This is a genomic window from Corynebacterium hansenii, assembly GCF_030408795.1.
Taxonomy (GTDB): Bacteria; Actinomycetota; Actinomycetes; order Mycobacteriales; family Mycobacteriaceae; genus Corynebacterium; species Corynebacterium hansenii.
Window position 1 is genome coordinate 112913 of the sequence record NZ_CP047211.1, and the last position, 18221, is coordinate 131133.

Here is an 18221-nt window from a genome sequence, read left to right on the forward strand (position 1 = left end):
CATTGAATAGACCGACTGGTCTGTCAACTTGTTTGGGGAAACGGTCTCAGGAACAGCCATTCCAGTCACGGTGAATGGTTTCTTCCGAATTCGCGCACCGGGTGGTCTACTCGACGCCATGTCCGAGAAAACACACCTCCAATCAACGTCCCCCGACCACGATGTGACCCTGCATTGGTTCCTGCCGACTTACGGCGACTCCCGCGGAATCACCGCGGGCGGCCATGGCGCCGGAAATCACGTCGGCAACCGGAAAGCGGACCTGCGCTATCTCACGCAGTTGGCGTTGGCCGCGGAAACGAACGGCTTCGAGTCGGTGCTCATCCCCACCGGCGCGTGGTGCGCCGACGCGTGGGTCATCGCGTCGACGCTGGCCGCCGCCACGGAACGCCTCAAATTCCTGGTCGCCCTGCGGCCCGGCCTGGCCTCGCCGACGCTCGCCGCGCAGCAGGCGGCGACGCTCGCCGACCTGTCCGGCGGGCGCGTTCTGGTCAACGTCGTCGTCGGCGGCGAAGACCACGAGCAGCGCTCCTTCGGCGACCATCTGGACAAAGCCGCGCGATATGCGCGCGCGGGCGAGGAACTGGCCGTGATCCGCCGCCTCTGGGCAGGCGAAGCCGTCGATTTCCACGGCGATCACGTCCACGTCGAGGGCGCCGCCCTGGCCAATCCCCCCGCCGCCGCCCCGCCCGTGTTCTTCGGCGGCTCCTCCGACCCGGCATTGGCCGTCGCCGGAAGCGCCATCGACGTTTATCTCACCTGGGGTGAGCCCGCCCGGGCGGTCGCGGAGAAGAAGGCGCGGGTCGACGCCGCGGCGGCCCGGGCCGGGCGAACCGTCGATCACGGCATCCGCCTGCACGTGATCACCCGTGATACTTCCGAGGAAGCCTGGGCCGAAGCCGCCCGCCTGCAGCGCGGACTCGATCCCCGGGAGGTCCGCCGGGTTCAGGAGGGCCTGGCCCGGTCCCAATCCGAGGGACAGCGCCGGATGGCCGAGCTCCACGGCCGGGGCGCGGGTTTCGACCCCACGGCAGATCCCCGGTCCCTCGAAGTCGCCCCCAACCTGTGGGCGGGGGTCGGGCTCGTCCGCGGCGGCGCCGGCACCGCATTGGTCGGCAGCCACGACGAAGTCGCCGAGCGCATCGCCGAATACCGCGACCTGGGCATGCGGCACTTCATCCTCTCCGGGTACCCGCACCTGGAGGAGGCGTATCACGTCGGCGAAGGCCTCGTCGCTGCGCTGAACCGCCGCGGCATCGGCGCCACCGGGCGTTGCGGTGCCGCCGACGGCGCCCTCCACGATTCCCCCGTCCCGTTCCTGAAGGAGACCGCATGACCCCCGCCGGCGCTTCCGTCACCGCCTCGCCCGTATTCTCCCCGCCCTCCGCTTCCGTCCCCGTCGCGCCGGGTGCTCCTGCTGCTACGAGTGCTCTTGCCGGCCCGGCGCCGATCGAAGATCCGTTGGCTTTGCGACGGCTGCTCGCGCACGTGCCCACTTCCATCGTCGCCGTGGCGGCCTGGTCGACGGCCTGCCCGATGGGATGGTCGTCGCCTCCTTCACCGGGGTGAGCCTGGAACCGCCGTTGGCGAGCATCTGCATCCAGGATTCCTCCCGGACCTGGCGGAGGCTGCGGCGCTCCGGCCTCCTCGGGGTGTCGGTGCTCGCCGAAGATCAACCCGCCCATGTCGGCAGGTTGTCCTCGAAGACGGGCGAACGATTCGCGGACGTCCGCCACCATGCGGTCGGCGATGCGGTGCTCATAGACGGAGCCACCGCACACTTCACCGCCGTGATAGCCGGACAGGTCACCCACGGTGATCACCTCGTCGTGATGCTCGAGCTGCGCGGCGCCACCGCCGCCGAAGGACGCCCGCCGCTGGTCTTCCACGGCTCCGAGCTCAAGTCGCTTGCGGCGTGACCGCCGACGCCGCCGGCGAGCACCCGAACCCGCCGACCGCCGAACCCCACTGACCGTCCAACCCGCCGATCACCGAACCTTCTCCCAAGAAATCGAGGACACGCCATGACCGCCGAAAACCCGGGAATCACCGGAACCACCGAATCCACCGCACGAAACGCAACCACCGCACCAACCGCAACCACCGAACCGAACGAGTCCCATCAACCGACCGAGTTCGGCTACTGGGTGCCGAACGTCTCCGGCGGCCTGGTGACCTCATCCGTGTCGCAGCGCACCGACTGGGGCATCGACTACAACCGTCGCGTGGCCAAACTCGCGGAAGAGCGCGGCTTCGGCCACGCCCTGACCCAGGTGCGCTACTTGGGCAGCTATTCCGCCGCGAACCAACACGAATCCGTGTCCTTTTCCCTCGCCCTGCTCGAGGCGACGGAGAGGCTCAACGTCATCGCCGCGGTGCATCCGGGGCTGTGGCAGCCCGGTGTGCTCGCCAATCTCGCGGCCACCGCGCAGGAGATTCACGGCGGGCGTTTCGCCCTGAACATCGTGTCCGGGTGGCTTCGCGACGAATTCCGCGCGCTCGGCGAGCCGTGGCTGGAACACGACGAACGTTATCGGCGCTCGGCGGAGTTCCTGCAGGTGCTGCGTCGGCTGACCCACGGGGAGCCGGGTGGCGGAGGCACGGAATTCGCTGGGGACTTCTATCGGATCCGGGACTATTCGCTGACTCCGCGCCCGTCGACCCCGCCGACGCTGTTCGCCGGCGGCGCTTCCGGAGCGGCCCAGGCCAATGCCGGCCGCCATGCCGATTGGTACCTCACCAACGGTGCCACCGACGCGGAGTTGTCGCGCCAGATCCGCGAGGTCCGCGGCCATGCCGCCCGCGCCGGGCGACGGGTGCGCGTCGGCGTCAACGGCTTCGCCATCGTCCGCGACACGGAGGAAGAGGCGCGGCGCCAACTGTCCGACATCGTCGCCGGAGCCGATCGGCGGGCGGTGGAGGCTTTCGCCGCCGCCGTGCGCCAGGCGGGAGCCGCCGCACCGGATGGCCGGGGGATGTGGGCGAACTCGTCCTTCGACGACCTCGTGCAGTACAACGACGGATTCAAGACCGGGCTCATCGGGACGCCGGAACGGGTCGCGCGCCGGATCGTGGAGCTGCGCCGCCTCGGGGTGGACCTGATCTTGCTCGGGTTCCTCCACGTCGAAGAGGAACTCGACCGTTTCGGCCGTGACGTCATTCCACTGGTCAGGGAGTTGGAGGCGTCCGGAGCCGTCCAGTCCCCCGAGCCGATCGAGCAGGCGAGCGGCCAGCGTGACGAGACGCCTGCGCCGGTGGCGGGATGAGCGCCGCCGTCTCCCTCGCCGGGAACACCCTCACCGCCGCAGCGAGGACTTCCCCGACCGCCACCGTCCCTTCCGGCACCGTCGCCGATGTCGCCGGCGACTTCGCCACCGACCCAAGGGGGGCCATCGCACGGCTGCGCGCCTCAGGGTGGCTGGCCCTCTCCATCGACGCACGAGACGGGGGCGGTGGCGCGGGAGCCTCCGAGGTCGCGGAGCTGATCATGGATCTTTCGGCGATCGACGGGTCGCTGGGGCAGATTCCCCAAAGCCACTTCGCGTTTCTCCGGCTCATCCGACTCGCGGGTTCCGCGGAGCAGTGGCGAAAGTGGGGGAGCCGCGTCGCCGCCGGGGCCTTCCTGGCCAATGCGCAGGCGGAAAGGGGTTCGCCGCCCGATGCGCCGCCCACGGTGACGTTGGCGCCGGGTTCTGATGGCCGATGGCGCCTCGAAGGCGAGAAGCACTTCTGCACCGGATCGATCTACGCCTCGCATTTGGCGGTGACCGCGTCCATCCCGGAAAGCGCACGGGGGCAGGGGTTTTCGCCCGGCGTCCACGTCGCGTTGCTCGCGGCCGCCGCGCCGGGCGTCACCATCGTCGACGATTGGGATGGGCTGGGGCAGCGGTTGACGGCGTCGGGGACCATCCGATTCGACGGTGCCGTAGTCGAACCTGACGACATCATCTCCAGGGCGCCGATCGCGGACCGCGCAACGGGGTACGGCGCCCACGCGCAGCTATTGCACGCGGCGATCGACGCCGGCATCGCCCGCGGAGCGGTCGACGAAGCCACCGCATGCCTCACCGCCGCCCGCGACGGCGGGGCCCCGCACGATCCGACCTTGCCGCACCGACTGGGTGAGTTCGCCATCGCCTCGTTTGCGGCGCAAGCGGCGGTGCGGCAAGCGGCGGCGGATGTGGACGGGCGACACGTCACCGGTGCGGCCGACACGGATCTCACGGTCTCCGCCGCCACCTCCGTCGCCGCGGCGCGCGACATCGCGGCGCGGGCGGCGCTGGAAACGTCATCTGGCCTGCTGGAATTGCTCGGCTCCCGGTCCGCGACCGCGACCGGCGGGTCCGACCGGCGTTGGCGCGATGCCCGGACGCACACGCTCCACGACCCCGTTCGCAGGAAAGCCACGCTCATCGGCGATTGGCTTCTCGACGGCACGGTGCCCGCGCCCGGCGTGTTCTCCTGACCCGATGTTTCCGGCGGGGCCGTGGTCCGGAGCGTGTGCCATGCTGGGGACATGGAGCCTTATGACGTCGCCATCCGCGACGAGTCCATCCGTCTGGGCCAGTTCCTGAAGCTGGCGAACCTCGTGGAAACCGGCGGCCTGGCCAAGGAGGTCATCGCCGAGGGGCAGGTGCAGGTCAACGGTGAGGTCGACACCCGCCGCGGACGCCAGCTGCGCCCCGGTGACGTGGTCACCGTCGCCGGTGGCTCGGCCCGCGTCGCCCGCCCCGAGGACATCGACGACGACTACTTCGACGAGGCCACCGCCGACGACGACTTCGACCCCGAGAAGTGGCGCAACGTCCAGTTCTAGGCCGGGGCCCCGCGACCCCTCCGGTAGCATTGCCCGGCGTGCGCGAACCCCGCGCAATTACGAGCAGTACCCGTGGAGGAACCAATGCCCGCTTTCCCCGCCGAATTCGGAATGCCCGTTCGCGTCGACCTCGTGTCCAGCGCGCCGCGCAAGTCGGAGCGTTTCTACCGTGAGCTGATGGGCTGGGAGTTCCGGGCGGCGGGTGAGGGCGGCGGCCGGCGCGTCGCCAAGCTCATGGGCATGCCGGTGTCGGTGCTCTTCGGGGCCGACGCCGATGCGGGGGACGGGGGCGGTGCCGCAGCCTCCGACGCTCCTTCCGCCACCGCCGACCAGTGGCGGGTGAACTTCCACGTCGACGATGCCGCGACGGTGGTGGAGAAGGCCCGCGGCCTTGGCGCGGACGTCGCCCTCGAGCCGGTGGAGCTCGTCGATGGCGGCGCGATGGCCGTGATCGTCGACCCGACCGGCGCGATGGTCGGCCTGCTGCAGCAGCCCGGCGAGCAGGCGTTCGTCGCCGCCGGCGAGCCCGGCGCGCCCGTGTGGTTCGAGCTGATCGCCGGCGACGGCGACCGTTTCGACGACGTCGTCGCCTTCTACCACGAGCTTTTCGGCTGGGAGATCGCCGTGCGCGCCCGCACCGAGCAGGGCGTGTACGCCGTGGCGATGGAGGGCGGCGCGCCCTTCGCCGGCCTCGTCGCAGGGCCCCAGGTCGCCGGCCCCGACCAGGAGGGCGCCTTCACCGGGTGGCTCGCGTACCTGGGCGTGGAGAACATCGGCCAGGCGGTCATGCGCACCCAGGAGCTGGGCGGCGAGGTGGTCGTGCCCGTGCAGGACACCGAGTTCGGCCCGCTGGCGACCATCGCCGATCCCGCCGGCGCGACGACCGTGCTGTGCGAGGTGCCGCTGCCTCCGGAGGAGGACGTGCGCGAGTCGGATCCGCTGCAGAACATCGACCTCAGCCAGTTCCAGTAGGTCGGTACGGGCAGTGTTGGCGGCGGCGCGCTTCTTTCGCCGCTTAACCCACCCCCAATGGGCGCCGGTTCCGCCCGGTTACCCGTGGGAGCCCCGTAGACCCACCCCGAATGCGCAGACCCACCCCCTGCAACGGGTGGGTCTGCGCATTCGGGGTGGGTCTGCCGTTGGGGCGGCTGCTTCAGATGCTTGACGACGCCAACCGCGCCGCCACCTCGTCCGCGAACCCCGCAGTGGTGTTGTCCCCGCCGAGGTCGGGCGTCGGATGCTCGCGCAGAACGGCGATGACCGCGCGGCGCAGTCGGCGCCCTCGTTCGCCCAGGTCACCCGCCTCGCCGCCCGTGCCCGCCGCATCACCCTCGCCACCGGCTCCCGCCAGGTCACTCGCAGCACTACCGGCCCCCGTCGCACCACCGGCGCTCGCAGCATCACCCCCGTCTCCCGCGCCCGCCAGGTGCTCGGCGCACATCGCGGCGGACAGCAGGAACGCCGCGGGGTTGGCCACGCCGCGCCCGGCGATGTCGGGAGCCGACCCGTGCACGGGCTCGAAAACGGCGTGATCCGCGCCGATGTTGCCCGACGACGGCAGCCCGAGGCCGCCCATCAGGCCGGCGCCGAGGTCGGAAAGCATGTCTCCGAGCAAGTTCTCGGCGGCGATGACGTCGAAGCTCTCCGGCGCGGTGACCATCCGCATGGCCACGGCGTCGGCGTTGGCGATCTCGAACTCGACGCCCGGGAATTCGCCTGCGACCTCGTCGACGGCGTCGCGGATAATGGCCCCGGATTCGCGCAGGATGTTCGGCTTGTCGGCCACGGTCACGCGCCGCAGCGCCGGGGCGGCCGCTCGCCCGGTGAGCGCCGCGGCGGTGCGCAGCAGCCGTCGCCAAGCGAAACCGGTGGTCACGCGGAGGGCGACGGCGGTGTCGGCGGGCGTGGAGCGGGAGACCGTCGGGTCCCGCTTGACGACGTCCCAGATCCCCGCCGCAGGCCGGCCCGTCGGGTGCGCACCGGGACCGTCGGCGGCGGGAGCGTCGGCGTCGCGCATGGAGAAGTCGTGGGAGTAGAGGCCCTCGGTGTTTTCGCGGACGACGGTGAAGCGGAAGCGGGGCGAGTCCGCGAGCAGGTCCTCTACCGGCCGGACGTTGGCGAAGAGGTCCAGACGGCTGCGCAGCTGCAGCACGGGGGAGCGGTAGGTCAGCCCGGTGCCGCGGAGGTGGGCGGCGAGTTCGGCGTCGGCTTCGCGGGCGGGCTTGGAGGTGATGGCCGCCATCAGCGCCGCGTCGGCCGACTCGAGCGCGCGCCACGTTTCCGCCGGCACCGGGTCACCGCCCTCGCACCAGCACCGCCACCCGATTTCGGCGTCGGCGAATTCCCAGGTGGGGAACGCCGCCGAAAGCGCGGGCCGACTGGCGTCGACGATCTCGGGGCCGATGCCGTCGCCCGGCAGCAGCACGATGCGGTGATTCGGCCCGGGTGCGTGCTCGGGCGCGGGGGAGTCGGCGGTGCGGCGGTCGTCGTCGGGGCTCATGGCCCCGAGCATAGGAGCGACCGCTGCGACGGTCCGGGCGGCCGATGACTCCGGCTGCCGACGGTGCCGGCGATTGGCGGGCGGCGCCGGTGTGCGGTGCCGGTGTGCGGCGCCTGGGACGACCGACCGCTACTTCGCGAAGGTCACCGGGACGTCGACGACGTCCTCGAATCCCTCGGAGTGGTCGCCGAACACCTTGAGGGTGCACGTGTCGGTGCGGCAATCGACGCCGTCGCCGACGGCCTTGGCGGTCAAGCTGATGGAGGCTTCGCCGTTCTCCGGCACCGGCTGCGTGCCGCCGCGGTTGGACAGCCACGCCTGCGTGCCCGGCGCGGTGCGATCGCCGGTGCAGGCAGGGGCGGGCGAACCCTCGGCGCGCCCGCCGCAGAAGCCCACGTAGTAGCCGCCGTAGTTCGGGTCGAGGCCGGTCAGCGTGATGGTGACCGTCGCGCCGTCGGCGATGTCCTCGGCCGGCGAGACCTTCGCGGTGACGCCGTTGCCCTCGGCCTCGGCGGTGGAGGGCCGGGCCTCCGTGGTCTCGGCGGCGGGCGCCCCGGAGGCGGCGGAGGTCGCGTCGTCTGCGGCGGTGCCCGTGGCGTCGGCGCCGGCGTCCCCGTTTCCGCCGGAGCAGGCGGCCAGCAACGCCACGGCGGCGAGGGCCGGGGCCGCGAAGATGGCGCGGCGGACCCGGGCGGTGTGGCGTGCGGGCGTGGCGGTGGCGGCGATGTGCTTCATCGGATGCTCCTCGATGGCGTGCCCGGGGCGCGTCGCGGCGACCCCGGTGTCGGCGATGGTTTCGGCCGGCATCTCATTGCCGGCTCAGGTGCGGCTCATGCTAACATCAACCGGCAAGGCAAGCCTAACTAAGGTGAGGCTGGGCGCATGGCTGACGCGGTGTGGTGCAGTGCGTGTGCGGCGGTGCCGACCGGGACACACCGGCCGCCACACATCGGCCGACACGCACCAAGCGCGACACTTCGGCCGCGACACTTCGGCCGTCGCCCACGCGTCGGCCGTCGTCCCCGCGATAGCCACCGCCCGCCCCACCGCCGCCCTTCGCCTGACCCGCTTTCGCCGACATGGAACAGGAGCCACATGCCGACGTCCCTGACCAGGCGCCACGGCGTCGTCGCCGCCGCACTGGTGTGCCTGGTGCTCATCGCCGGCCTCTTCGGCTGCGCCGCCCCGGGCCCGGCCGCCGGCGCATCCGCCGGAGCGCCCGCCGGCCACGTCTCGGCCACGCTGCCGCCGGCCGCGCCGGAAGTCCTCGTCGACGCCCCCGAGCCGCAGCTGCCGGTCACCGTCACGTGGGACGGCACGCCCGTCGAGGTGACGGCGGCCGACCGCATCCTCACGCTCGATCGCGCCGGCGCGCTGTCGCGGATGGTGTGGGCGCTGGGCCTCGGCGAGCGCCTGGTCGGCCGCGACTCGGCCACCGACTTCCCCGGCGTCGCCGACCTCCCGCAGGTCACGCCGGGCGGCCACACCATCAACGCGGAGTCGATCCTGAAGTTGCGCCCCGACGTCATCCTCACCGACGGCTCGATCGGCCCGTCGCGGGTGCTGGACACCGTCGCCGCCGCCGGCATCGCCGTCGTCCGCATCCCCGACGAGCGGACGCCGGACACCATCGCGACGATGGCGGCGCAGGTGGCCACGACGCTGGGCCTGAAAAAGCACGGCGACGACGTCGGCGCGGCGATCGTCGCAAAGCTCGACGACGCCACCCGCGACGCCCGCGCCCGCGCCGACGGCCGCCGCATGATGGTCCTCTACCTGCGCGGCACCTCCGTCGCGATGATCGCGGGCCCCGACTCCGGAGCCTCGTCGCTGATCGGGCGGCTCGGCGGCACGGATGCCGCGGCGGGCCTGGGCCTGGACTCCTCCTTCACGCCGCTGACGCCGGAAGCGCTGGTCAAGGCGGCGCCGGACACGGTGATCGTCATGAGCGGCGGCCTCGAGTCGATCGGCGGCCCCGCCGGCCTGAACTCGCTGCCCGGCATGGCGCAGACGCCCGCCGGCGCCAACGGCAGCGTCCTCGACGTCCCCGATTCGCAGCTGCTGTCCTTCGGCCCCGACACCCCGCGCGTGATCGCGGCGATGGCCGACGCCCTCTACGGGAAGGAGAAGCGATGACCGTGGTGCTGCCCGCCTCCGCGACGGGTTCGGCTCCCGAATCCGCGACCGCTCCCGCGTCCGGCTCCGCGCCGGCCCCCGCCCCCGCTTCACGACGCCCCGCCGCCGACGGGCCCGCCGCTCCCGAGAACCACGCCCCGGACCACGTCGACGCGGCCGCCCGCGCGCGGCGCCGAAAGGCGGTGATCGTCCATGCCGTCCTGGCGGCGGCGCTGGTCGCTGCGGTGCTGTGGTCGGCGACGATCGGCCAATACGGCACCGGCGCGCTCGACTCGCTGCGGTCGATCGTCGGCGCCGGCGGGGATGCCGACGTGGTCATGTGGCAGGTCCGCCTGCCGCGCATCGCGCTCGCCCTCATCGTCGGTGCGGGGCTGGCGGTCGCGGGCGTTGCCCTCCAGGCGGTGTTCGGCAATCCGCTGGCCGAACCGGGCCTGGTGGGCGTGTCCTCCGGGGCGGCCGTCGGCGCCGCCGCGGTGACCGTCGCCGGGGGCGCCGCCCTGCCCGCCGCCCTTGGCGCCGCCGCGGCCGACTGGGCCATCGCCGCCGGGGCCTTCGCGGGCGGCGCGCTCGCCACCGCCGTCGTCGCGGCCACCGCACGCGGCGGGCGCGACGTCGCCCGCATCATCCTCGTCGGCGTGGCGGTCAACGCCGTGTGCGGCGGCCTCGTTTCCGGGCTGACGTTCATCGCCGAACCCGCCGCCCGCGACCGCATCGTCTTCTGGCAGATGGGCAGCTTCGCCGGCGGCGACTGGACCTCCGCCGCCATCGCCGCCGCCGTCACCGCCCCCGCCGCCGGCGTGATGTGGGCGCTCGCCCGGCGCCTGGACCTGCTCGGTTTGGGGCAGGCGCAGGCCGGTCACCTGGGCGTGGACGTCGTCAAGCTCCGCCGCACCGTCATCGCGCTGACGGCGCTGGTCGTCGCGGTGGGCGTGGCGTTTTCCGGCATCATCGTCTTCATCGGGCTGGTCGTGCCGCACGCGCTGCGGCTGATCCTCGGACCCGGGCATTCGGCGCTGCTGCCGGCGTCGCTGCTGGGCGGCGCGCTGGTGGCCACGCTCGCCGACCTCGCCGCGCGCACCCTCGTCACCGGCGCGGACCTGCCGCTGGGCATGCTGACCTCCCTCGTCGGCGGGCCCCTGTTCTTCTGGCTGCTGGTGCGCGGCGGACGGGCGGTGCGGCGATGAGGGCCCCCGACCTCCGCGACATCCTGCCCGCCCCGGCCGTGCCCCGCCCGACGCGGGGCGCCGGGCTGGCGGCGCGGTCCGTCACGGTCCGGCGGTCCGGGCGCGTGCTGCTTGACGACGTCACCGTCCACGCCGCCCCCGGCCGCGTAACGGCACTGGTCGGGCCGAATGGCGCGGGCAAATCGACGCTGCTCGGGGCGCTGTCCGGCGACGGTGCGATCGACTCCGGGAGCGTCGTGCTCGACGGCGTGGACCTGAGCCGCACCCCGATCCGCGACCGCGCCCGGCTCCGCGCGGTGCTGCCGCAATCCCATCCCGCCACGGTGCCGTTCACCGCCGGCGAGGTCATCGAATTCGGCCGCGCGCCATGGGGTGAACCCGACCCCGGACTGCGCCGCCGCGTCATCGCCGAATGCGACGTCGCGCATCTGCTCGACCGCCCCGTCACCGTGCTGTCCGGCGGCGAACTCGCCCGCGTGCACTGCGCCCGGGTGCTCATGCAGGACACTCCCGCGCTGCTTCTCGACGAACCCACCGCCGCCCTCGACCTCCGCCACGCGGAGGCGATGCTGCGGCTCATCGCCGGGCGCGCCCGCGAGGGAGCCACCGTCGTCGTGGTCATGCACGACCTCGCGGCGGCCGCCGCCCACGCCGACGACGTCATCGTCCTCGACCACGGGCGCGTCGTCGCCGCCGGGGCTCCTGCGGACACGCTGACCGCCGAACTCATCGGCCGGGTGTGGGGCCTCGACGTCGAAGTGCTCGCCGACTCCGGCGGCAACCCCGTCATCGTCCCCGTGCGGGGGAGGTGCGCCACGGCGGCGTCGTGAAGCGAAAAGGCGAAAGCGAGAAAACGAACATCACCAGCGACAACCACCAGCGACAACCACCAAGGAGGGGCGACATGCTCCGGACGACCACCGACCGACTGACCACCCGACTGCGGGAGGCCACCGCCGCCGCCCACGACGACGCCGAAAACTCCGGCTTCATGAGCTCCCTGCTCACCGGGGAGCTGCACGTCAGCGCCGCCGCGGACCTCGCCGAACAGCTGTGGTTCATATACGGGGCGCTGGAAGCGGCCGTCCGCGACATCGACGGCACCCCCGAAGGCGCCGCGATCCGCGACGCCCGGCTGGAGCGCCACGAAGCGCTCGAAGAGGACCTCGAATTCCTCGTCGGGCCGCGCTGGCGGGCGACGATCGAGGCGCTGCCGGCCACCGTCGCCTACGTCAACCGGTTGACCGAGCTCGGCCGCGCCCGCAACGCGCCGGCGCTGGTCGCGCACCACTACGTGCGCTACCTCGGCGACCTGTCCGGCGGGCAGATCATCGCCCGCAGGCTCCGCGACCACTACGGCATCGACGGCGCCGGCGCGCGGTTCTACGACTTCGCCGACCTGGGCAAGATCAAGCCCTACCGCGACGATTACCGCCGTCGGCTCGATGGCCTCGACCTGCACGGCGACGTGAGGGACCGGGTCCTCGCGGAAGCCGTCCTGGCCTTCCGCATGAACACCGCGGTCTTCCGCGAACTCGGAGCGCGCCACCGGCCGACCATCGTGGGGTGAGATTGACGTGGGCTGAGATCGACGTCGGCTGAAATAGACGCGGGGTGCGCGCCAGTGCGTGGCATCCAATGCGCGAACCCCGCGCCGGAATGAACCGGCGCGGGGTTTCCGCGGTGTTGCCGCCGGGAACTACATCCCCAGGACCTCCGACAATTCGTCGGCGATGGTGCGCAGCCGGGCCGCGGCCTCGTCGTGGGGCACGGGCGCGGTGGCCGGGTCGGAGCCATCTGCGGCGCCGACCGGCACGATCACCTCGAGGTAGCACTTCAGCTTCGGCTCGGTGCCGGACGGGCGCGCGATGACGCGGTCGTCGTCCTCGGTGAGCAGCATCAGCCCGTCGGTGGGCGGCAGGCCCTCCCAGCCGTCGGAAAGATCGTGGACGGCGGTGACCTTCGAACCGGCCAGCGTCGCCGGCGGGTTCGCGCGCAGCCGGGCCATGCCCTCCGCGATGAGCGAGGTGTCTTCCACCCGGAACGTCAGCGGCGCGGTCTTGTGCAGGCCGTGCGCGCGGGCGAGATCGTCGAGCAGATCGGCGGGGCCGCGGCCGGCGGCCTTGAGCGACGCGACCAGATCGGCCACGCGCACCGCTGCGGTGACGCCGTCCTTGTCGCGCACGCGGGTCGGGTCGGTGCAGTAGCCGATGGCCTCCTCGTAGCCGAACACCATGCCGGGCGTGCCGGCGATCCACTTGAACCCGGTCAGCGTCGTCGCGTGGGCCAGGCCGTGGGCGGCGGCGATGCGCGCGTTGAGCCGGGACGACACGATCGAGTTCGCCAGGGCGGGCTTCGATCCGTCGGCGGCGTCGGCACCTGCTGCACCAGCGCCGGAGCCGTGCTCCGCCTCCACCTGCGCGGCGATCATCTCGCCCAGCAGGGCGCCGATCTCGTCGCCGGACAGCTGCCGCCAGCCACCGTCGGCGGCGGCGTCGGGGATGGCCACCGAGCAGCGGTCGGCGTCGGGGTCGGCCGCGATGATCGCGTCGGCCCCGCGCTCGCGGGCGAGGGCGAACGCCAGATCCAGCGCGCCGTCCTCCTCGGGGTTGGGGAAGGCGACGGTCGGGAAATCCGGGTCCGGCGCGAACTGCTCCTCGACGACCGCGACATTCGCGAACCCGGCCTCGCGCAGCACGCGGGTGATGGTCTCGCCGCCGACTCCGTGCATGGGCGTGACGACGATGCTGACCGCCGCACGAGCATCCGCCGGCGAGTTCGCCAGCGACGTGGCGCGGGCGACGTAGTCGTCGACGAGCGAGGAGCCGAGGTGCTCGACGCGGTCCTCGTCGCGCGGGACCTCGTCGGCCGGCGGGGCGGCGGCGATGTGCCCGGCGATGGCGGAATCGTGCGGCGCGATGATCTGCACGCCGCGGCGCTCGTCGCCCTCGACCGCGCGTCCGCCCAGGTAGACCTTGTAGCCGTTGTCCCGCGGGGGATTGTGGCTGGCGGTGACCATGACGCCGGCGTCGGCGTCGAGATGGCGCACCGCGAAGGCGGTCAGGGGAGTGGGCAGCTGCGGCGGCAGAGCGAGGGCCCGGCCCCCGGCGGCGGCGATGACGGCCGCGGCGTCGCGGTGGAAGTCCGACGAGCCGTGGCGGGCGTCGCAGCCGACGACGACGGTGAAGTCCTCGCCGACGATGTCGCGCAGGTGGGCGCACAGGCCCGCCGTCGCGCGGATGACGGTGGCGCGGTTCATGCGGGATTCGCCGGCGCCGACTTCGCCGCGCAGGCCGGCGGTGCCGAAGGTCAGCGGGCCGGAGAAGCGTTCGGCCAGGTCGGCCGCCGCGGCGCCGGAATCGTCGGCGCCGGATTCGGCGCGCTCGATCAGCGTCGACAGTTCGTCCCGGGTGGCGTCGTCCGGGTCATGCTCCAGCCACTCGCGGGCGGCGGCGAGGACGGCGGGGTCCGTGGCCGTCTCGGCGGCAGCGGCAGCGGCAGTGGCGTCGGTCTCGGGGGCGTTGTTCGCGGTGGAGTCCGTCATCGCGCCTACTCCAGACCCTCGAGCACGGCGCTGGAGCTGGACAGGCCCAACCGGGAGGCGCCGGCGGCGATCATCTCCTCGGCGGCCGCGGCGTCGCGGATGCCGCCCGAGGCCTTCACGCCCAGGCGATCGCCGACGGTGTCGCGCATGATCTTCACGGCGTGCGCCGAGGCGCCGCCGGCCGGGTGGAAACCGGTGGAGGTCTTCACGAAGTCCGCGCCCGCGGCCTCGGAAGCGCGGCACGCGGCGACGATCGCGTCGTCGTCGAGGACGGCCGACTCGATGATCACCTTCAGCAGCGCGTTCGGGATCGCCTCGCGCACCGCGCGGATGTCCGCCTCGACGGCGTCCCAGTCGCCGGTCGCGGCCTTGGACAGGTTGATGACCATGTCCACCTCGTCCGCGCCGTCCTCCACCGCGCGGGCGGCTTCGGCGGCCTTGATCTCGGGCTTGTGGGCGCCCGACGGGAAACCGACGACCGTCGCCACCGCGACGCCCTCCGGGGTGGACACGGGCAGCTGGTTCGGGGAGACGCAGACGGAGAAGCAGCCGAGCTCGGCGGCCTCGTCGACGAGGGCCTTGACCTGGTCGGGGGTGGCCTCGGGCTTGAGCAGGGTGTGGTCGATCATGCGGGCGACGTCGGAGCGGGAAGTCATGGAAAAGTCCTTTCGGGTGCGCGCGGCCGGGCCGCGCGAGTCTGGTGGTGCGTTGGTTTCTCAGGAAATCCGGTCGATGATGACCTTCCGCTCGGGCGCGGTCCCGCCGGCCTCGACGGCCACGCCCGGCAGGGCGGACTCGAGGGCGCGGTCGAAGCGCTCCTCGTCGTCGGTGTGCAGGGTGAACAGCTTCTGGCCCTTGGTCACGGTCTCGCCGAGGTCGACGTGCAGCTCGATGCCGGCGCCGGCCTGCACCGGATCCTCCTTGCGGGCGCGGCCGGCGCCCAGGCGCCACGAGCCGACGCCGAGCGCCAGCGCATCCAGGCGGGTGACCACGCCATCGTTGTCGGCCACCACGTCGTGCGTGTGGCGGGCCGTCGGCAGCGGCGCCTCCGGGTCGCCGCCCTGGGCGCGGATCATGGCGTTCCAGGTGTCCATCGCGCGACCGTCGGCAAGCGCCTTTTCCACGTCCGCATCCGGCTGGCCCGCGGCCGTCAGCATCTCCCGGGCCAGCGCCAGCGTCAGCTCGACCAGGTCATCCGGGCCGCCGCCGGCGAGGACCTCGACGGACTCGCGGACCTCCAGCGCATTGCCGATGCACCGGCCCAGCGGCACCGACATGTCGGTGAGCAGCGCCACGGTGTCGACGCCGGCGTCCTTGCCCAGGTCCACCATCGTGCGGGCCAGGTCGCGGGCCATGCCCTCGTCCTTCATGAACGCGCCCGACCCCACCTTGACGTCGAGCACCAGCGAGTCGGTGCCCTCGGCGATCTTCTTGCTCATGATCGAGCTGGCGATCAGCGGGATGCAGTCCACCGTCGACGTGATGTCGCGCAGCGCGTAGAGCTTCTTGTCCGCCGGCGCCAGGCCCGACCCCGCGGCGCAGATGACGCAGCCGGGGTCGCGCAGGATGTTCATCAGTTCGTCGTTGGTCAGGTCCGCGCGCCAGCCGGGGATGGCCTCCAGCTTGTCCAGGGTGCCGCCGGTGTGGCCCAGGCCGCGGCCGGACAGCTGCGGCACGGCGACGCCGTAGCTGGCCACCAGCGGCGCCAGCGGCAGCGTGATCTTGTCTCCGACGCCGCCGGTCGAGTGCTTGTCCGCGGTGGGCTTGCCCAGCGACGAGAAGTCCATGGTCTCGCCGGAGCGGATCATGGCGTTCGTCCAGCGGGCGATCTCCGCGCGCTCCATGCCGTTGATGAAGATCGCCATGGCCAGCGCCGCCATCTGCTCGTCGGCGACGACGCCGCGGGTGTAGGCGTCGACGACCCAGTCGATCTGGTCATCCGGCAGCACACCCCCGTCGCGCTTGACCTTGATCACGTCTACCACGTCGAACTTTTCCGCCATCGTCTTCGCTCCTCCGAAGCTCGCCCGGGCGTTCGCGGCGTGGTCGGCGGCCGGATCGTGGCGGTCGCGCACCGTTCGCGGGTGCCCGGAATTTTGGTCTTGTGGACTTGTTCGGGTTCGATTATCGTGAGCGTTAGAACAAATGTCAATAGGGCGTTTTCCAATGGTTCTAAAGTGGTGCGGGTCACGTAAAGTGGTCGGTGCCGGGCCCGGACGGCCGGCACGCACCGAATGGCGAGCGTCCGAACGCCGCAAGGCTTCCCCCGAAAGGATCGAGGCAGTCATGTCCATCACCGACGCCGAACTGCTGGAACGCGCCCACGCCGCCACCGCCAACTCCTACGTCGCCTACTCCGGGTTCCCGGTGGGGGCGGCGCTTTTGCTTGACGACGGCACCGTGGTGACCGGATGCAACGTGGAAAACGCCTCCTACGGGCTGACCAACTGCGGAGAACGCACCGCCGTGTTCCGCATGGTCGCCGAGCACGGCCCGTCCAACCACATCGTCGCCTGCGCCATCGTCGGCCGCGACGCCGCACCGTGCCACCCCTGCGGCGCCTGCCGGCAGGTGCTCAACGAGTTCGGCTGCGAACGCGTCATCGTCGAAGGCCCCCGACCCGGGGGCGTGGCACCCAAGGGCGGGGCGGACGGCGGCGACGCGGGCGTCGTCAAGCTCGGCGAACCCATCTCCATCGACTTCGCCGACATCCTCCCGTACGCGTTCGGGCCCGACGACCTGAAGTGACGCCCGCCGGGCCCCCGCGCCGGCGCGACCCGGGACGACAACTCAAGACCAGAGAAAATTGAAAGAACGGACGAGAAAATGGAACGGCTACAGGGCCTTCTCGGCATCCTCCTGATTTTCGGCGTCGCCATCGCGATCTCGAAGAACCGCAGAGCCATCAACTGGCGCACCCTCGGCGTCGGCCTCGCGCTGCAGATCATCTTCGCGCTCGTGGTGCTCAAGTGGCAGCCGGGCTTCCAGGCGCTCAAGAGCACCGCCCACTTCATCGAGAAACTCATCGACTTCACCGGCAAGGGCACGGCCTTCGTCTTCGGCGACCTGTTCGGCGACAAGACCGGGTTCGTATTCGCCCTCAACGTGCTGCCCGTGATCATCTTCCTCGGCGCGATCCTCGGCGCCCTGTACTACCTGCGGGTCGTGCAGTACTTCGTCGACTTCGTCGGCACGGGGCTGAAGTTCATCCTCGGCACGTCGAAAGTCGAATCCGTGTGGGCGGCGACCGTCATCTTCCTCGGCCAGTCCGAGGCACCGCTGGTGATCAAGCCCTACCTGCCCAAGCTGACCAAATCGGAGCTGTTCACCTGCATGACCGGCGGATTCGCGTCCGTCGCCGGCTCCACCCTGATCGGCTACTCCCTGCTCGGCGCGCCGCTGGAGTACCTGCTTGCCGCGTCGATCATGAACGCCCCCGGCTCCCTGATGGTGGCCAAGGCCTTCTGGCCCGAGACCGAGGAATCCAACCTCGACGCCTCCGTCCGCGACGTCCGCGACACCGAGTCGAAGAACGTCATCGACGCACTCGGCGCCGGCGCCATGAACGGCGGCCGCATCGCCGTCATCGTCGGCTGCCTGCTCATCGCGTTCATCGCGACCATCGCCATGCTGTCCGCGATCCTCGGCGGCATCGGCGGCTGGTTCGGCCAGGAGAACTGGTCCCTCGAGGGGCTGTTCGGCGCCATCTTCGCGCCGGTGGCGTGGCTGATCGGCGTGCCGTGGGACGACGCCGGGCTCGTGGGTAACTTCATCGGACAGAAGACGATCCTCAACGAGTTCGTCGGCTACACCTCGTTCGGCGAGCACGTCAAGGAGCTGACGCCGAAGTCGGTGATGATCGCGACGTTCGCCCTGGCCGGTTTCGCGAACCTGTCGTCCATCGCCATCCAGATCGGCTCCATCGGTGCGCTGGTGCCGGAGCGGCGAGGTGAAGTGGCGAAGAACGGTCCGCTGGCCCTGTTCGCCGGCCTGTGCGTCAACCTGCTGAACGCGGCGATCGTGGGTGTGATCGCCCTCTAG

General features: G+C 71.9%; 17 protein-coding genes. 12 read left to right on the top strand and 5 right to left on the bottom strand.

The genetic code is table 11. The features are described from left to right. The first annotated feature begins 118 nt into the window (after window positions 1–118). The 6 genes from CHAN_RS00455 to CHAN_RS00480 all read left to right on the top strand — a co-directional run bounded on the left by CHAN_RS00455 (window position 119) and on the right by CHAN_RS00480 (window position 5788). The gene (locus tag CHAN_RS00455; protein WP_290290766.1) at window positions 119–1336 is read left to right on the top strand and encodes an LLM class flavin-dependent oxidoreductase; all 1218 of its coding nucleotides are present in this window, start codon (window positions 119–121) and stop codon (window positions 1334–1336) included. A gap of 193 nt (window positions 1337–1529) precedes the next feature. After that, entirely contained in the window at window positions 1530–1919 is a 390-nt protein-coding gene (locus CHAN_RS00460) for a flavin reductase family protein (protein WP_290293197.1), read from the top strand. A gap of 105 nt (window positions 1920–2024) precedes the next feature. Continuing rightward, window positions 2025–3266, top strand: coding sequence for a dimethylsulfone monooxygenase SfnG (sfnG, locus tag CHAN_RS00465; protein ID WP_290290769.1), 1242 nt, complete (start codon window positions 2025–2027; stop codon window positions 3264–3266). Continuing rightward, on the top strand, window positions 3263–4465 hold the full coding sequence (locus CHAN_RS00470) for an acyl-CoA dehydrogenase family protein (RefSeq protein WP_290290771.1): 1203 nt from the start codon (window positions 3263–3265) through the stop codon (window positions 4463–4465). Before sfnG ends, CHAN_RS00470 begins: the two co-directional genes overlap by 4 nt. Window positions 4466–4516: 51 nt before the next feature. Next, a complete protein-coding gene (locus CHAN_RS00475; RefSeq protein WP_048743208.1) occupies window positions 4517–4816 on the top strand; it encodes an RNA-binding S4 domain-containing protein in 300 nt (99 codons plus the stop codon). Window positions 4817–4900: 84 nt separating this feature from the next. Beyond that, complete coding sequence (locus CHAN_RS00480; RefSeq protein ID WP_290290776.1) at window positions 4901–5788, top strand: VOC family protein; 888 nt, start codon at window positions 4901–4903, stop codon at window positions 5786–5788. A 181-nt stretch (window positions 5789–5969) separates the two neighbouring features. Here CHAN_RS00480 and CHAN_RS00485 read toward each other — a convergent pair whose 3' ends face one another. Both CHAN_RS00485 and CHAN_RS00490 read right to left on the bottom strand, forming a co-directional pair. Further along, the gene (locus CHAN_RS00485) at window positions 5970–7316 is read right to left on the bottom strand and encodes an isocitrate/isopropylmalate family dehydrogenase (RefSeq protein WP_290290778.1); all 1347 of its coding nucleotides are present in this window, start codon (window positions 7314–7316) and stop codon (window positions 5970–5972) included. 129 nt (window positions 7317–7445) lie between these two features. Beyond that, a complete protein-coding gene (locus CHAN_RS00490) occupies window positions 7446–8123 on the bottom strand; it encodes a neocarzinostatin apoprotein domain-containing protein (RefSeq protein ID WP_290290780.1) in 678 nt (225 codons plus the stop codon). 288 nt (window positions 8124–8411) lie between these two features. Here CHAN_RS00490 and CHAN_RS00495 point away from each other — a divergent pair, with 288 nt between their 5' ends. From CHAN_RS00495 to CHAN_RS00510, 4 genes are all read left to right on the top strand, one after another. After that, the gene (locus tag CHAN_RS00495) at window positions 8412–9452 is read left to right on the top strand and encodes a heme/hemin ABC transporter substrate-binding protein (protein WP_290290782.1); all 1041 of its coding nucleotides are present in this window, start codon (window positions 8412–8414) and stop codon (window positions 9450–9452) included. Continuing rightward, entirely contained in the window at window positions 9449–10636 is a 1188-nt protein-coding gene (locus tag CHAN_RS00500; protein WP_290290784.1) for a FecCD family ABC transporter permease, read from the top strand. The genes CHAN_RS00495 and CHAN_RS00500 overlap by 4 nt, the downstream gene beginning before the upstream one ends. Further along, window positions 10633–11466 carry an ABC transporter ATP-binding protein gene (locus CHAN_RS00505; RefSeq protein ID WP_290290786.1) on the top strand — a complete coding sequence of 278 codons (834 nt, stop codon included), beginning with the start codon at window positions 10633–10635 and terminating at the stop codon, window positions 11464–11466. The genes CHAN_RS00500 and CHAN_RS00505 overlap by 4 nt, the downstream gene beginning before the upstream one ends. A gap of 74 nt (window positions 11467–11540) precedes the next feature. Beyond that, the gene (locus tag CHAN_RS00510; RefSeq protein ID WP_290290788.1) at window positions 11541–12206 is read left to right on the top strand and encodes a biliverdin-producing heme oxygenase; all 666 of its coding nucleotides are present in this window, start codon (window positions 11541–11543) and stop codon (window positions 12204–12206) included. Window positions 12207–12335: 129 nt separating this feature from the next. On the opposite strand, the gene CHAN_RS00515 is transcribed toward CHAN_RS00510, so the two are convergent. From CHAN_RS00515 to CHAN_RS00525, 3 genes are read right to left on the bottom strand one after another with little or no spacing between them, the layout of a single operon-like run. Beyond that, a complete protein-coding gene (locus CHAN_RS00515; RefSeq protein ID WP_290290791.1) occupies window positions 12336–14180 on the bottom strand; it encodes a phospho-sugar mutase in 1845 nt (614 codons plus the stop codon). A gap of 5 nt (window positions 14181–14185) precedes the next feature. Beyond that, a complete protein-coding gene (gene deoC / locus CHAN_RS00520; protein ID WP_290290793.1) occupies window positions 14186–14836 on the bottom strand; it encodes a deoxyribose-phosphate aldolase in 651 nt (216 codons plus the stop codon). Window positions 14837–14896: 60 nt separating this feature from the next. Continuing rightward, on the bottom strand, window positions 14897–16183 hold the full coding sequence (locus CHAN_RS00525; protein ID WP_048743474.1) for a thymidine phosphorylase: 1287 nt from the start codon (window positions 16181–16183) through the stop codon (window positions 14897–14899). A 283-nt stretch (window positions 16184–16466) separates the two neighbouring features. On the opposite strand from CHAN_RS00525, the gene CHAN_RS00530 reads away from it, so the two are divergent. Further along, window positions 16467–16928: a cytidine deaminase gene (locus CHAN_RS00530; RefSeq protein ID WP_048743218.1), complete on the top strand. Its 462-nt coding sequence runs from the start codon at window positions 16467–16469 to the stop codon at window positions 16926–16928. Between the two features lie 78 nt (window positions 16929–17006). Next, complete coding sequence (locus tag CHAN_RS00535) at window positions 17007–18221, top strand: NupC/NupG family nucleoside CNT transporter (protein ID WP_048743220.1); 1215 nt, start codon at window positions 17007–17009, stop codon at window positions 18219–18221.

Excerpts from the sequence above, each read along its gene's own strand:
- CHAN_RS00500 (WP_290290784.1), top strand. The coding sequence starts at position 9,449 with ATGACCGTGGTGCTGCCCGCCTCCGCGACGGGTTCGGCTCCCGAATCC.
- CHAN_RS00475 (WP_048743208.1), top strand. The coding sequence starts at position 4,517 with ATGGAGCCTTATGACGTCGCCATCCGCGACGAGTCCATCCGTCTGGGC.
- CHAN_RS00495 (WP_290290782.1), top strand. The coding sequence starts at position 8,412 with ATGCCGACGTCCCTGACCAGGCGCCACGGCGTCGTCGCCGCCGCACTG.
- CHAN_RS00480 (WP_290290776.1), top strand. The coding sequence starts at position 4,901 with ATGCCCGCTTTCCCCGCCGAATTCGGAATGCCCGTTCGCGTCGACCTC.
- CHAN_RS00485 (WP_290290778.1), bottom strand. The coding sequence starts at position 7,316 with ATGAGCCCCGACGACGACCGCCGCACCGCCGACTCCCCCGCGCCCGAG.
- sfnG (WP_290290769.1), top strand. The coding sequence starts at position 2,025 with ATGACCGCCGAAAACCCGGGAATCACCGGAACCACCGAATCCACCGCA.
- CHAN_RS00505 (WP_290290786.1), top strand. The coding sequence starts at position 10,633 with ATGAGGGCCCCCGACCTCCGCGACATCCTGCCCGCCCCGGCCGTGCCC.
- deoC (WP_290290793.1), bottom strand. The coding sequence starts at position 14,836 with ATGACTTCCCGCTCCGACGTCGCCCGCATGATCGACCACACCCTGCTC.
- CHAN_RS00535 (WP_048743220.1), top strand. The coding sequence starts at position 17,007 with ATGGAACGGCTACAGGGCCTTCTCGGCATCCTCCTGATTTTCGGCGTC.
- CHAN_RS00510 (WP_290290788.1), top strand. The coding sequence starts at position 11,541 with ATGCTCCGGACGACCACCGACCGACTGACCACCCGACTGCGGGAGGCC.
- CHAN_RS00515 (WP_290290791.1), bottom strand. The coding sequence starts at position 14,180 with ATGACGGACTCCACCGCGAACAACGCCCCCGAGACCGACGCCACTGCC.
- CHAN_RS00490 (WP_290290780.1), bottom strand. The coding sequence starts at position 8,123 with ATGCCGGCCGAAACCATCGCCGACACCGGGGTCGCCGCGACGCGCCCC.
- CHAN_RS00530 (WP_048743218.1), top strand. The coding sequence starts at position 16,467 with ATGTCCATCACCGACGCCGAACTGCTGGAACGCGCCCACGCCGCCACC.
- CHAN_RS00525 (WP_048743474.1), bottom strand. The coding sequence starts at position 16,183 with ATGGCGGAAAAGTTCGACGTGGTAGACGTGATCAAGGTCAAGCGCGAC.
- CHAN_RS00455 (WP_290290766.1), top strand. The coding sequence starts at position 119 with ATGTCCGAGAAAACACACCTCCAATCAACGTCCCCCGACCACGATGTG.
- CHAN_RS00470 (WP_290290771.1), top strand. The coding sequence starts at position 3,263 with ATGAGCGCCGCCGTCTCCCTCGCCGGGAACACCCTCACCGCCGCAGCG.